At 72.4% G+C, this 13492-nt stretch carries 12 protein-coding genes; 10 read left to right on the top strand and 2 right to left on the bottom strand.

Features of this window, described 5'->3' with window-relative positions:
* Both H180DRAFT_RS11745 and H180DRAFT_RS11740 read right to left on the bottom strand, forming a co-directional pair.
* Positions 1-1169 (bottom strand): sensor histidine kinase (locus H180DRAFT_RS11745; protein ID WP_055485941.1); only part of this gene is annotated, 1169 nt, incomplete at its 3' end.
* A gap of 321 nt (positions 1170-1490) precedes the next feature.
* On the bottom strand, positions 1491-2324 hold the full coding sequence (locus tag H180DRAFT_RS11740; RefSeq protein WP_107097634.1) for a S1 family peptidase: 834 nt from the start codon (positions 2322-2324) through the stop codon (positions 1491-1493).
* Between the two features lie 399 nt (positions 2325-2723).
* On the opposite strand from H180DRAFT_RS11740, the gene H180DRAFT_RS11735 reads away from it, so the two are divergent.
* From H180DRAFT_RS11735 to H180DRAFT_RS11690, 10 genes are all read left to right on the top strand, one after another.
* Entirely contained in the window at positions 2724-3095 is a 372-nt protein-coding gene (locus H180DRAFT_RS11735; RefSeq protein ID WP_055485939.1) for an NADH-quinone oxidoreductase subunit A, read from the top strand.
* Positions 3086-3802: an NADH-quinone oxidoreductase subunit B gene (locus H180DRAFT_RS11730; RefSeq protein WP_055485938.1), complete on the top strand. Its 717-nt coding sequence runs from the start codon at positions 3086-3088 to the stop codon at positions 3800-3802. The genes H180DRAFT_RS11735 and H180DRAFT_RS11730 overlap by 10 nt, the downstream gene beginning before the upstream one ends.
* Positions 3803-3951: 149 nt before the next feature.
* Entirely contained in the window at positions 3952-5121 is a 1170-nt protein-coding gene (locus H180DRAFT_RS11725; RefSeq protein ID WP_139151380.1) for an NADH-quinone oxidoreductase subunit C, read from the top strand.
* Positions 5121-6080, top strand: a complete 960-nt coding sequence (locus H180DRAFT_RS11720) for a complex I subunit 1/NuoH family protein (RefSeq protein WP_107097622.1) — start codon at positions 5121-5123, stop codon at positions 6078-6080. The genes H180DRAFT_RS11725 and H180DRAFT_RS11720 overlap by 1 nt, the downstream gene beginning before the upstream one ends.
* Positions 6080-6772 (top strand): NuoI/complex I 23 kDa subunit family protein, encoded by a 693-nt coding sequence (locus H180DRAFT_RS11715; RefSeq protein WP_055485936.1) that lies wholly within the window; start codon positions 6080-6082, stop codon positions 6770-6772. Before H180DRAFT_RS11720 ends, H180DRAFT_RS11715 begins: the two co-directional genes overlap by 1 nt.
* On the top strand, positions 6769-7338 hold the full coding sequence (locus H180DRAFT_RS11710) for an NADH-quinone oxidoreductase subunit J family protein (protein WP_055485935.1): 570 nt from the start codon (positions 6769-6771) through the stop codon (positions 7336-7338). Before H180DRAFT_RS11715 ends, H180DRAFT_RS11710 begins: the two co-directional genes overlap by 4 nt.
* Positions 7338-7793, top strand: coding sequence for an NADH-quinone oxidoreductase subunit NuoK (nuoK, locus tag H180DRAFT_RS11705; RefSeq protein ID WP_079100023.1), 456 nt, complete (start codon positions 7338-7340; stop codon positions 7791-7793). Before H180DRAFT_RS11710 ends, nuoK begins: the two co-directional genes overlap by 1 nt.
* Entirely contained in the window at positions 7790-9823 is a 2034-nt protein-coding gene (locus H180DRAFT_RS11700) for an NADH-quinone oxidoreductase subunit 5 family protein (RefSeq protein ID WP_055485934.1), read from the top strand. Before nuoK ends, H180DRAFT_RS11700 begins: the two co-directional genes overlap by 4 nt.
* Before the next feature lie 2 nt (positions 9824-9825).
* Positions 9826-11715 (top strand): complex I subunit 4 family protein, encoded by a 1890-nt coding sequence (locus H180DRAFT_RS11695; protein ID WP_254665980.1) that lies wholly within the window; start codon positions 9826-9828, stop codon positions 11713-11715.
* Positions 11712-13358 carry an NADH-quinone oxidoreductase subunit N gene (locus tag H180DRAFT_RS11690; protein WP_079100022.1) on the top strand — a complete coding sequence of 549 codons (1647 nt, stop codon included), beginning with the start codon at positions 11712-11714 and terminating at the stop codon, positions 13356-13358. Before H180DRAFT_RS11695 ends, H180DRAFT_RS11690 begins: the two co-directional genes overlap by 4 nt.
* The last annotated feature ends 134 nt before the right edge of the window (positions 13359-13492 follow it).

The following is a 13492-nucleotide window of genomic DNA, read 5'->3' as shown; positions in this document are numbered from 1 at the left end:
CGCCAGGGGAGTTCGGCGGTGATGGTGGTGGGGCCGCCGGTGGGGGAGTTGATGACGAGGAGTCCGTCGACGGCGGTGAGGCGTTCGGTGAGGCCGGTGAGGCCGGTGCCGGTGGTGGTGTTGGCGCCGCCGTGTCCGTCGTCGGTGACGTGGAGGAGGAGTCGGTCGTGGGTGCGCCACAGGTCGATGCGTGCGGTGTGGGCGCCTGAGTGTTTGGTGATGTTCTGGAGGAGTTCGGAGGCGGTGAAGTAGGTGATGCCTTCGATGGCTTGGGCGGGGCGGGTGTCGAGGTCGACGGTGACGGTGACGTCGGCGGTGCAGCGTGCGGCGAGGGCGGAGAGGGCGGGGCCGAGGCCGCGGTCGGTGAGGATGGCGGGGTGGATTCCGCGGGCGAGGTCGCGGAGTTCCTGGAGGGCGAGTTTCACTTCGCCGTGTGCTTCGCCGACCATGGTGGCGGCTGCCTGGGGGTCTTCGAGGAGTTTTTCCTTGGCGAGGCCGAGGTCCATGGCGAGGGCGACGAGGCGGGCCTGTGCGCCGTCGTGGAGGTCGCGTTCGATGCGGCGCAGGTCGGCGGCGGCGGTGTCGGCCACCGAACCACGATCCGACTCCAGCTCGGCGATGCGCCGCTCCAGCTCGTCCGAGGGCGAGAGCAGGGCACGTACGAACGCGCGGTCGACATTGGTCAGGCCGCGCGTCAGCCACGGCAGCACCGGCCAGGCCACGAACAGCGCCGGCAGCGTCAGCGCGAAGGTGAGCCAGTCCCAGGGCAGCCTGACGAAGAAGTAGAGCACGTGCCGCCAGGCCACCGAGTCCTTCAGCCGGGTCCACACCCAGGACAGGAACCCGCTCTCACGCGCGCGCGGCGGGCTCGGCTCCTCCACGTGCACGCTGAGCAGCTTCCGCGCCCGCGCCCGCTCGAGACGGCCCAGCGGGCGCACTCCGACGAGCGTGACCGCGAGCAGCGGCAGACCGACGAGCGTGAACGAGAGAGCCGCTCCGGCGGAGATGAACACCGTGACGTAGACGAAGCCCAGCACGCCGACCGGCAGGTTGCTCAGCAGATGGACGATCTCGCGCCACGTCTGCGCGCCGAGCGCCGGCCTCGTCGGCGGCGGAAGACGTTCGTCATGGGGTTCCCCGGCACCCGGAGGGTGTGCGCTCGCGGTCATGCGCCAAGCCTGCCGGGTGACCGGGGGTGACGCCATGGGGTCCGGCGGGGGGCCGTGGTGGGGACAACCCCACCACGGCGGCGACCGCCCCTCGCGCCTGCGCACGACGAGGCACGCGCGCCCCAACTGCCGCGCACCACCACACCCGTGTACGCCGGCCCGCGCACCACCGCGTCCCGGCACGCTGTCCCCGCACGACACGACCGCCGCGCACGGCAGCCTCCGCACACCGCAGCCCCACGCGCACGCCGACGCCCGTGCCTGCGAGGAGTCGCGGGCACGGGCGTCGTCGTCACGTGAACGAAGCCGTACGGCCGGGCGTCAGCCCAGGTCGGCCGCCGCCTTCTTGATGTCGGCCGCGAAGGTGCTCACCTCGGTGTAGACACCGGGCTTGCCCGCGCGCGCACAGCCCTCGCCCCAGCTCACGATGCCGACCTGGATGAACTCGCCGGCCTCGGTCTTGCGGAACATGGGGCCGCCGGAGTCGCCCTGGCAGCTGTCGATGCCACCGGCCTCCATGTCACCGGCGCACAGCTCCTCGTCCTCGACGAGCTCGGAGTAGGCACCCTTGCAGGTGGCGTCGTCGACGAACGGAACGTCGACCTTCAGCATCTTCTGCTGCTGCGCGCCGCCCTCCTTGTCGGCACCCCAGCCGGCGACGGTGAACTCGCCCTCGTTGTTGGAGTCGTCCTCGGCGATCGGCAGGGTCTCCTGGTCGATCGGCTCGGCGAGCTTGATCAGCGCCCAGTCCTTGCCGGTGCCGTCGTAGCCCGGGGCCTGGAGGACCTCCTTGGACTTCACCTCGACCTTGTCGGAGTCCTCGAGGTCGACGACGCCGCCGATGGCCGTGATGCTGTCGTTCTCACCGCTGCCGTCCACACAGTGGGCGGCGGTCAGGACGACGTCCTTCTCGAAGAGCGCACCGCCGCAGCCCATGGACAGCCGGACCATCCACGGGAACTCGCCCTTCTCGGCCTCCGTACCGCCGACGATCTTGGCGCTGATGTCGTCGGAGTGCTGACGGACCTCCGCGGACGCCTTCGTGGACTTGTCACCGTCCTCGCCCGCCATGGCCGCGCCCATCGGGGCCAGGCTCACTGCGGCGAGCGCCACGGCGGCACCGGCTATGAGTCTTGCGATCTTCTTCCGCTGCATCTGCACGGGTGTTTCCTCTCGTGGGGGGTTACGCGCGTAGCCCGAGGGAGACACACCAAATCGCCGTGCAAATCCGGGAATTGAGTGGCCCCCGACAAGCGTTCGGCGATTCTCGTCCGGCCGCGTGCGGCATGGCAAGAGGCGGTTTCCGGCGGCAACGGCCCCATACAGGGGCACATGCGGCAAGGAATCGGCTGTCCGGTCCCGCCGGGTGAAAGGTTGCGCGCACGCCCTAGACTCCCCTGCGTACCAATCGCTGGACGCTTGACGCGGAAGGCGTGGTGAAAGTCGCCCACGGTGCGCCCGGCTCGTGGTCCCAGCCGCCGGCCGCCGCACCGCGAGAGATCGGGACATCGACACAGCGAGCGGCGAGCAGCCGGTGAGTGAGAAAGGGCAGACGTGCCGGACTATTTCCACGGCTATTCGGTCGTCGGGCTGGTCGCGGTGGTCGGAGTGCTCTTCGTCGCCGTGGCCTTCGGGGCCGGACGCCTGCTGAGGCCCGTGGTGCCGACCCGGGAGAAGTTCCTCACGTACGAATGCGGAGTCGACCCGGTCGGAGAGGACTGGGCCCACACGCAGGTCCGCTACTACGTCTACGCCTTCCTGTACGTGATCTTCGCCGTCGACTCGGTTTTCCTCTTTCCCTGGGCGACGGTCTTCGCGGCACCCGGATTCGGCGGCATCACGCTGACGGAGATGTTCGTCTTCCTGGGATTCCTCACCGTCGGCCTGCTCTACGCGTGGAAGAAGGGCGTCCTGGAATGGACGTGACGAACAAGGGGCGAGGCCCGGTGGACCTCCCCGACCCGGCGCCGCCGTCGGCGGCATCCGGGGCCGGACCGGTCGCGGCGGGGAGGCTCGGCCCGCTGGCCAGGCTCGCTCCCGAACCGATGAAGGTGATCCTCAACTGGGGCCGCCGGTACAGCCTCTGGGTCTTCAACTTCGGACTGGCCTGCTGCGCCATCGAGTTCATCGCCGCTTCGATGGCCAGGCACGACTTCATCCGGCTCGGCGTGATCCCCTTCGCGCCCGGCCCCAGGCAGGCGGACCTTATGGTCGTCTCGGGCACGGTCACCGACAAGATGGCGCCCGCGGTCAAGCGGCTGTACGAGCAGATGCCGGAGCCGAAGTACGTGATCTCCTTCGGGGCCTGCTCCAACTGCGGTGGCCCTTACTGGGATTCGTACTCCGTGACGAAGGGCGTCGACCAGATCATCCCCGTCGACGTGTATGTGCCCGGCTGCCCGCCCCGGCCCGAGGCGTTGCTCCAGGGCGTGCTGAAGCTCCAGGAGAAGATCGCGCGGGAGTCCACGGCCGAGCGGTACGGGCCCTCCACCGGGCCGGAGTCCGGCGAGGGCGCCGCGCGCCGTCCGTCGGCCGCCGCGCTGCAGAGCGGACTGGTGACGCCGCCGCCGGCGAAGGAAGCGGGCAGCGGCGAGGAGCCGGGCAGGGCCCCGGAGGAGGGCGACGGCCGGTGACCGGGTCCGACGAGGCGAACGAGCCCGGCGAGCCGCGCGGGACGAGCGGGCCGCCGGGCCGGGCGGACGGGCCGGACGGGCCGGACGGAGCGCCGGCCTCGCCCGGAGAGCAGCCCGCACGCGAGCGGGACGAGGCGGCCGCACCCGCCCTGCCCGAGTCCGCGACGGCACCGGCGGGCTGGCTGCCCGACGGGGCCGAAGCGCTGTTCGGCGAGGGCGCGCGGGCCGAGGAGGCGTACGGCCTGCTGACCGTCGACGTGCCGTCCGCTTCCTGGATTCCCGCCCTGGAGACGGTCCGTGACGGCCTCGGATGCCGCTTCTTCGACTGGCTGAGCGCCGTGCACGAGCCGGGCACCGGCTTCCAGGTGTGTGCGCACGTCGCCGCGCTGCCGGACGCGGAACGGCCCGGCGGCCCCCTGCGCCGGCTGCTGCTGCGTACGACCGTCCCGCACGAGGCGCCCGAACTGCCCACGGCGACCGGTGTCTTCGCGGGCGCGGCCTGGCACGAACGCGAGACACACGAGATGTTCGGGGTGGTCTTCACCGGCCACCCGAACCTGACGCCTCTGCTGCTGCCCGAGTCCTTCGAAGGGCACCCGCTGCGCAAGGACTTCGTGCTCGCCGCACGAGTGGCGAAGGCGTGGCCCGGCGCGGTGGAGCCCGGCGAGTCGGCCCACGGAGCGCCGAAGCGCAGGCAGATGCTGCCGCCCGGCGTCCCGGACCCCAACGAGTGGGGCCCGCTGAAGGGGCAGCTCCCTCCCGTGCCGTCCCGTCCCGCCCGCGGCCGCGCGGGGCGTGCGGGCGCGGGGGAGCGCCCGGCCCGGCGTGCGCGCTCGGCGAGCGCGGGCTCGGCCAGCCAGCGCGGTGCGGGGGAGACGGGTGCCACGGGGCCCGGCGCCACGGGGTCCGGTGCCACGGAGCCCGGTGCGGCCGGGACCGGTACTCAGCCGGGGCAGCCCTCCGAGCAGCACCCGGACCAGGCGCAGGACGAGACGCGGCGTCAGGCCCGGGACCGGGCGTCCGACGGGGCGCCGGACGGTACGCAGGCCCGGGACCAGGCTCAGGACCAGGCCCCGGACCAGGCTCGCGACCGGGCTCGCGACCGGGCGCCGGACGGTACGCAGGTGCCGTCCGCGGAAGAGAAGCGGACGCCGGGTGCGTCCGGTGCCTCCCCCGCCCCCGACGCGCCGTGGCACGATGCCCGCCCGGCCCCGCGTGACAGCGGTGGCGGACGTGACGCGAGTGACGGCGACCGTGACCGCGACGGCGGAGACGCCGCCGGCGGGTCCGGTGACGGGCAGACGGAGGAGGGCGCCTGATGGATGCCGCAGACGTCCTCTGGCGGCTGCTCGCCGTGCTGCTGGCCTTCCTGCTGCTTCCGCTGATCGTCGGACAGGCCGAGCACAAGGCGATGGCCCACATGCAGGGCCGGGTGGGCCCCATGTACGCGGGCGGCTTCCACGGCTGGGCCCAACTCGTCGCCGACGGCGTGAAGTTCGCCCAGAAGGAAGACATCGTGCCGAGCGGCGCCGACCGCCGGGTCTTCCAACTGGCTCCCGCCGTGGCGCTGTTGCCGTACCTCGTCGTGCTGATCGTCATTCCGGTCGGGGACGGCGACGCCGTCGGCCAGGTCGTCGACGCCGGCGTCTTCTTCGTGCTCGCCGTGATGGGCGTGGGCGTGCTGGGCTCGCTGATGGGCGGATGGGCCTCCGCCAACAAGTTCTCGCTCCTCGGCGGGCTCCGCACCGCGGCGCAGCTCCTCGCCTACGAACTCCCCATGCTGCTGGCGGCCGCCTCCGTCGCGATGGCCGCGGGCACACTCTCCCTCCCGGGCATCCTGGACGCCTGGCAGTGGTGGTGGCTGCCGTGGCAGATCATCGGCGGGCTGGTCTTCTTCACCGCCGGTCTCGCGGAGCTCCAGCGGCCGCCGTTCGACGCACCCGTCGCCGACTCCGAGATCATCTTCGGCGCCTACACCGAGTACACCGGACTGCGGTTCGCGCTCTTCCTGCTCGCCGAGTACGCGGGCATCGTGGTGCTCTCCGCGCTGACCGCCGTGCTCTTCCTGGGCGGCTGGCACGGCCCGTCCGCGGGTGAACTCGGCTGGGTGTGGACGCTGCTGAAGACGGCGCTCCTCGCCTTCGTCGTCATCTGGCTGCGGGTGAGCTATCCGCGGCTTCGCGAGGACCAGATCCAGCGCATGGCCTGGACCGTGCTCGTACCGCTCGCCCTGTTCCAGATCGCCCTCACCGGCGTCGTCAAGGTGGTGATCCAGTAATGCCCGTACCCGGCTCCGGACTCGCCAAGGGCCTGGCCGTCACCCTTCGTACGATGACGCGCCGGTCGGTCACCGCGCAGTACCCCGACTCCCTGCCCGAACTGCCGCCCCGCAGCCGCGGGGTGATCGGGCTCTTCGAGGAGAACTGCACGGTGTGCATGCTGTGCGCCCGCGAGTGCCCCGACTGGTGCATCTACATCGACTCGCACAAGGAGACGATGCCCGCCGCCGCTCCCGGAGGGCGCGAGCGCAGCCGCAACGTCCTCGACCGCTTCGCGATCGACTTCGCGCTGTGCATGTACTGCGGCATCTGCATCGACGTCTGCCCCTTCGACGCGCTGTTCTGGTCACCGGAGTTCGAGTACGCCGAGACCGACATCCGCGACCTCACCCACGAGCGGGACAAGCTGCGCGAGTGGATGTGGACGGTTCCGGAGCCGCCCCCGCTGGACCCCGCGGCCGAGGAGCCCAAGGAACTCGGAGCGGCGCACAAGGCCGCGGACAAACTGGCGGCGCAGCAGGGGTCCGCAGAGGCATCCGCAAACGAACCCGCACAGGCATCCGCAGCGGAACCCGCACAGGAGTCCGGGGCGGACCGCTCCGGCCCGCGGGCGAAGTCCGGTCCCTCGGCACCCTCCGGTCCCTCGGCACCGTCCGGGACCGAACACGACGAGCAGGAGGGCGACCGGTGAACTTCGCCGCCACGGCCGCCCATCCCGGGTTCCTCTCGCCCACCGGGGTCGAGATCGTCTTCGTGCTCGTCGGGCTGGCCACCTTCGGCGCCGCGCTCGTCACCGTCACCACCAAGCAGCTCGTGCACGCCGCCCTGTGGCTGGTGGCCGCGCTCGGCGGGGTCGCTGTCGAATACCTGCTGCTGACGGCCGAGTTCATCGCCTGGGTCCAGGTCCTGATCTACGTGGGCTCGGTGGTCGTGCTCCTCCTCTTCGGGCTGATGCTCACCAGGGCGCCGATAGGGCCCTCGCCCGACGCCGACTCCGGCAACCGGTGGATCGCGCTCTTCGTCGCCGTCGTCTCGGCGGCAACCCTCGTCACCCTCGTCGTCGACGCCTTCCGCACCACCTGGATCGACCTGGACGTACCGGCGGAGGGACCGACCCGGGTGACGGGCGAGGCACTCTTCCGCGGCTGGGTGCTTCCGTTCGAAGCGCTGTCCGTACTGCTGCTCGCGGCGCTCGTCGGTGCCATAGTCCTCTCCCGGAGGGCGGCGCCGGAGAAGAAGCAGGAGGGGCAGCGCTGATGCATCTCGCCTATCCGGCCGTACTCGCAGCCCTGCTCTTCTCCACCGGCCTCTACGGCGTCCTCGCGCGCCGCAACGCCATCCTCATGCTGATGTCGGTCGAGTTGATGCTCAACGCCGTCAACCTCAACCTCGTCGCCTTCGACGCCTGGCTCCGCGAGGAGCTCCACACAGGGCAGGCGCTCGCGCTCTTCACCATCGCCGTCGCCGCGGCCGAGATCGGCATCGGCCTCGCCATCGTGCTGCTCGTGTACCGCAGCCGGGGCAGCTCCGACATCGACCGGCTCAGAGACCTCCGCGAGGGCGGCCCCGGCCCGGACGGGGACGAAGCGGCGGCCGCCGTCCACGAACCCGGCAGCCACGAACCAGCCGCCAACGGCCGTGACGCGGGCGGGAGACCGAGCGGCACCTCGAGCGCGACGGCAACCACCGACAGCGGGAGGCAGACAGCGTGAGCACCACGACCCTGGCCGCCCTCGTCCCCCTGCTGCCCTTCCTGGGTGCCGTCGCGGGACTGCTCACCGGACGGCGCGCCCCCGGCTTCGCCCGCCCGCTGGCGGTGCTGCCCACCCTCCTCTCCACGGCGTTCGCCATCACCGTCGCCGTGCGGCAGGGAGGCGGAGAGCCCCTCAAGGCCGCGACCGAGCTCACACCGACGGGCTCCGCCGCCCTCCCCGTCCAACTCGCCCTGCAACTGGACGGCTTCGCGGTGCTCGTCGCCGTACTCGTCGGCGTCGTCGCCTCCTGCGTGCAGCTGTACTCGACCGGCTATCTGCGCGAGGACCCGCGGTACGCGAGCTACGCCGCCTTCGTCTCCCTCTTCACCGCCGCGATGCTGCTCGTCGTCTACGCGGACGACCTCATCGTGCTTCTCGTCGGCTGGGAGGTCATGGGCATCTGCTCGTACTTCCTCGTCGGGCACTACTGGGAGACGCGCGTCGCACGGGACGCATCGATCAAGGCGTTCCTCGTCACCAAGCTCGGCGACGTGCCGTTCCTCATCGGCATCTTCGTGCTGGCCACGGAGGCGGGCACCTTCCGCATCAGCGGCATCACCGGCAAACTCACCTCCCAGCTCGCCCAGTTCGAGCTGACGCACCCCACCGTCGTCGCGCTGCTGCTGCTCGCGGGCGTCGCCGGCAAGTCCGCGCAGTTCCCGCTGCACACGTGGCTGCCGGACGCGATGGCGGGCCCCACGCCCGTCTCCGCGCTGATCCACGCGGCCACGATGGTCGCCGCCGGCGTGTACGTGGTCGCCCGGCTGCTGCCCGTCTTCGCCGCCTCGGCCGCCGCGCTCGTCGTGCTGGCGGTGATGGCGGCGGTCACCATCGTCGGATCGGCCCTCGCCGCGCTCGCGCAGGACGACATCAAACGCGTCCTGGCCTACTCGACGATCGGCCAACTCGCTTACATGGCCGGGGCGCTGGCCGTCGCCGACCGGGGCGCGGCCGTCTTCCACCTCCTCACCCACGGCGCCTTCAAGGCGCTGCTCTTCCTCGCCGCGGGCGTCGTCATCCACGCGGCGGGCACCAACTCCCTCGCCGCCATGGCCCGCATGGGCGGCCTCGCCAAGACCGCACCGGATGCCTGCTGGACGATGACGATCGGTCTGCTCGCACTCGCCGCCGTGCCCCCCTTCAGCGGCTTCTTCTCCAAGGAAGCGGTGCTCGGCGCCGCGGAGCACGCCGCGTTCGGCGAGGCGCACGGCAGCGGCGTCACCCCGGCCGGGGGCTGGATCGTGCTCGTGGCAGGAATGCTCGGCGCTCTGCTGACCGCCGCGTACGCGACCCGGCTGTGGCTGCTCGCGTTCCGCGGCGAGGGACCGCGCGAGACGGCCGCGGAACAGGGGCGCGAACCGGTCGTCATGAACGCCGTGTTGTGGGTGCTGGCCGTGCCGTCCCTCGCGCTCGGACTCGCCTTCGGCGTGCTGCCCGGATGGTTCGACAGCGAATCCCTCGCCCCCACCCTGCCGACGTCCGTGCTCGCCACCGGCCTGGCCTTCGCCGGCGGTCTGGTGATGTACGCCGCCTGGCGGCACACCACCGCGCTCGCCGCCTCCCGCGCGCCCATGGGCGCCGTGGCCGCACACCCGCAGGGCGACCCCGCCCTCTCCGAGGCCGAGGCCATCGCCACGCACGAACCCGCCTACGGGGACATCGCCTCCGCCCCCGACCCCGCCGACCCGGCACGCCTGCTGCTCGGCCCCCTGCACGAACCGGCCGCGCACGGCTTCCGCCTGGACGCCGCCTACAGCGCGCTGTTCGTACGGCCCACCAGAGCCGCGGCCCGCCTGGTGCGCTTCGTCGACCGCGAGGTCGTCGACACCTACGTACGAGGAGCGGGCCTCGGCCCCCGGCTGCTCGGCGACCTCGTGCGCCGGACGCAGACCGGCAACACGCAGACCTATCTCGGCGCCATCGTCGTGGGGTCGCTGCTGCTCACCGTGGCCGTCGTCCTCGTCGCCGCCGGAACCGGAGGGGCCTGACAGTGATCACGATCGGCAACACCGCCATGCAGGCGCTGCTCATCGCCGTCGTCGTCCTTCCCCTGCTCGGGTCGGTCGCGGCCCTGCTGCCGGCGCCGCCCGGTCTCCGGGGCCGGAACCCGGCGCAGGCAGTGCTCCGGCACGGCGTCACCGTCACCGGTGTCGTCCTGGCCGCCACCGTGGTCCTCGCGCTCGGCTTCGACACCGGCAGGGCGGACGCCGTGCAGGCCGAGTCGGACGCGGAGTGGATCCCCTCCCTCGGCGTGCACCTCCACCTCGGGGTCGACGGCGTCTCGTTGCCGCTGCTCGTGCTGACCGCCCTGCTCACCTTCCTCTGCGCGCTCCACAGCTACGGCACCCACACCAAGGCCGCGCCCGCCGGTACGGAGGGGGAGGGCCAGGCCCCCGGGGACGGCGACTCGGGGGCGGACGCGGGCGCCGGGGACGCCCATGCCGGTGCCCACGCCGACGCCGACACCGACGCCCATGGCGGTGCCGACGCCCCGGGCGGCCCGGACACCGGCGTCGGCGCGACCGCGAAGAAGGACGCCCCGCAGGCCGCCCCCGCCCGGAGCAACAGCGGCCCGCAGGCGTTCGTCGCGCTGGTACTGCTCCTCGAAGCCGGGACGCTCGCCACCTTCGCCGCGCTCGACCTGGTGCTCTTCTTCCTCGCCTTCGAGACCGTGCTCGTCCCGATGTACTTCCTCATCTCCCGCTGGGGCGTCGCCGAGCCCCGTGAACGCGCCCGCGCCGCATGGAAGTTCATCCTCTACACGCTGCTCGGCTCCGTCGTGATGCTGCTCGGCCTGCTCCTCGTCGGCCTCAAGAGCGGCACCTTCGACATGGTGGTACTGGCCGCCGGCAGCCACCCGGCGCTCGGCGGAACCACGCAGATCCTCGCCGTGCTGGCGATCGGCACCGGGCTCGCCGTGAAGACCCCGATGTGGCCGCTGCACAGCTGGCTGCCCGACGCGCACACCGCGGCACCCACCGTCGGCTCGGTCCTGCTCGCAGGCGTCCTGCTGAAGATGGGCACCTACGGCTTCGTACGCATCCTGCTGCCGATCGCGCCCGAGGGAATGAGCACCTTCGCCCCCTACCTCGGCGCCCTCGCCGTGACGGGCATCGTCTACGGGTCGCTGGTCTGCCTCGCCCTCGCGCGCCGCGGCGCGCACGGCGACCTCAAGCGGCTCATCGCGTACTCCTCCGTCGGGCACATGGGCTTCGTGCTGCTCGGCATCGCCTCCATGACGCCCACCGGCGTCAACGGCGCCCTCTTCGCGAACATCGCGCACGGCCTCATCACCGGCCTGCTCTTCTTCCTCGTCGGCGCGCTCAAGGACAGGACGGGCAGCACGGACCTCGACACCCTCGCGGGCGGCACCGGCGGCGCGCTGTACGGCACCCTCCCGCGCTTCGGCGGGCTCCTCGCCTTCGGCGCCGTCGCGTCCCTCGGACTGCCCGGACTCGCCGGCTTCTGGGGGGAGATGCTGGCGCTGCTCGGCTCCTACGACCCGGCCGCCGGCCTCGACCGCCCCGCGTTCGTCACCTACATGGCGATCGGCGCCTTCGGCACCCTGCTGACCGCCGCGTACATGCTCGTTGTCGTGCGCCGCGTCTGCATGGGCGACCCGCTGGAGGCCGGCGAAGCCCCCGAAGTCCGCGAACGCCCCGAACTCCACGGCCCGGAGCCGGTCACCGCCGCCGGACCCGAGCAGGCGCAGAAGCAGCCCGAACCGGTGACCGTGCGGCTGCCGGAGCTGCGCGGCTACGAGTACGCGTCGTGGACACCGCTCGTCGTGCTCACCGTCGCCGCCGGGCTGTGGCCCGCGCTCCTCCTCGGACTCACCGACCCGGCCGTGCACAACCTCCTGCCAGGAGTGACCCGATGAACGCCCTCGCCCACGGCGCAGCGGAGGCCGTGCACGCCGCCCACCCCCTGGACGCCGCCGGCCCCCCGCAGTTCACGGGCTCCGCGGACATCACGCAGCTCGCCGGCTCCGCCGTGCAGTCCGTCGACTGGCTCGCCATCTCCCCGCCGACGATCGCCGCCGTGGCCGGACTCGCCGTCCTCGTCGCCGACTTGTTCCTGCCCGAGCGCGGCAAGCGGCTGCTCGGGCCGGCCGCCGCCGTATCGCTGCTCCTGGCCGCGCTGCCCCTGCTCTTCCTGCGCTCCAGGAACCTGGAGACCTTCTGCCTGCCCGACGGGTCGCGGGCGTGCGCCTACTCCGCCGACACCCTCTCCCTGGTGCTCCAGTTCCTCGTACTGGGCGCCGCGTTCGTCACCGCGCTGCTGTCGATGCCTGCCGTGCGCGACCTGCGGCTGCCGGCCGGCGAGTACTGGTTCCTGCTGCTGTCCGCCACCGCCGGCGCCGCTCTCGTCCCGGCCTCCCGCGACCTGGTCACCCTCGTCATCGCGCTGGAGACGGCCTCGCTGCCCGCCTTCGCTCTCGTCGGGCTGCGCCGCGGAAGCCGCGGATCGGCCGAGGCCGCGCTGAAGTTCTTCCTCTCCTCCGTCACCGCAACAGCCGTGACGCTGCTGGGCGCGAGCTTCCTCTACGCCGTCACCGGAACCCTCTACTTCCGCGGCATCAGCGAGGGCCTCAGCAGGGCCGACCCGCAACTGGAGGCCCTGGGCAGCGCCGGCATCGCCCTCACACTCGTCGGCTTCGCCTTCAAGGCGGCGGTGGTCCCCTTCCACTTCTGGGTTCCGGACACCTATGTGGGCGCGCCCGTACCCGTCGCCGCGTTCCTCTCCGTGGTCGGCAAGACGGCGGGGATCTCCGGCCTCATCCTCCTCCTCGTCCAGGCGTTCTCCTCCCGCGCGGAGCTGTGGGGCACGGCCCTCGCCGTACTCGCGGCCGTCACGATGACCGCGGGCAACGCCGCCGCGCTGCGCCAGAGCGCCGACCGTGCGCACGGTGCGGTACGTCTGCTCGCCTGGTCCTCCGTCGGGCAGGCCGGATACCTGCTGGTGCCCCTCGCCGCCGCGGCACCGGACGTCGGCGGCGAGGAACCCTCCGGCACGGCCCTGTCCACCGTCGGCGCCACCGTCGCCTACCTCCTGATGTACGCGGCGGTGAACCTCGGCGCCTTCGCCGTCGTCGCACACATCAGCCGCACCAGCAGAGCCAACCGCCTCGCCGACTACCGCGGCCTGTACGCGGCCCACCCTGTTGCCGCCCTGGCACTCGCCTTCTTCCTGCTCTGCCTGGCGGGCCTGCCGCCGGGCGTGATCGGGCTCTTCGCGAAGCTCGCGATCTTCTCCACCGCCATCGGCAACGGGCTGGGCTGGCTGGCCGTGATCATGGCCGTGAACGTCGTGATCGCCCTCTTCTACTACCTGCGCTGGACCGCCCTCGCCTTCCGGGCCCCGACGGCGGACGCCGCCGTGACGCAGGCCGGGGAAGGGCATCAGCGGACCCGCATGGCGCCGCCGCTGGCCGCCGGGATCGCGCTCACCGCTGCCGCCGGCGTGGCCCTGTCGCTCGACCCGGATCTGGTGCTCACCTTCACAGCCGGCGGCCTTCGCTAGCGGCGCCCCGTACCGGGGAACCGGCGGGACGGGGCGGCGGAAGACCCGGCGGGGCCGTACGGGGGACGTGGTCCCCGGCAGGGAACTGTTGTCCGGCTCCCCGCGTTGACCAGGGCGAAGAGGTTCCACCGACC

This window comes from Streptomyces sp. WMMB 322 (assembly GCF_900090145.1).
Taxonomy (GTDB): domain Bacteria; phylum Actinomycetota; class Actinomycetes; order Streptomycetales; family Streptomycetaceae; genus Streptomyces.
Note: the sequence above shows the minus strand (reverse complement) of the source record. Positions and strands in the feature narration are given on the sequence as shown.

What these genes read in the sequence shown, in the direction of transcription:
- nuoK (WP_079100023.1), top strand. Translation starts at nt 7,338, where the DNA reads ATGCATCTCGCCTATCCGGCCGTACTCGCAGCCCTGCTCTTCTCCACC.
- H180DRAFT_RS11730 (WP_055485938.1), top strand. Translation starts at nt 3,086, where the DNA reads ATGGACGTGACGAACAAGGGGCGAGGCCCGGTGGACCTCCCCGACCCG.
- H180DRAFT_RS11720 (WP_107097622.1), top strand. Translation starts at nt 5,121, where the DNA reads ATGGATGCCGCAGACGTCCTCTGGCGGCTGCTCGCCGTGCTGCTGGCC.
- H180DRAFT_RS11690 (WP_079100022.1), top strand. Translation starts at nt 11,712, where the DNA reads ATGAACGCCCTCGCCCACGGCGCAGCGGAGGCCGTGCACGCCGCCCAC.
- H180DRAFT_RS11715 (WP_055485936.1), top strand. Translation starts at nt 6,080, where the DNA reads ATGCCCGTACCCGGCTCCGGACTCGCCAAGGGCCTGGCCGTCACCCTT.
- H180DRAFT_RS11740 (WP_107097634.1), bottom strand. Translation starts at nt 2,324, where the DNA reads ATGCAGCGGAAGAAGATCGCAAGACTCATAGCCGGTGCCGCCGTGGCG.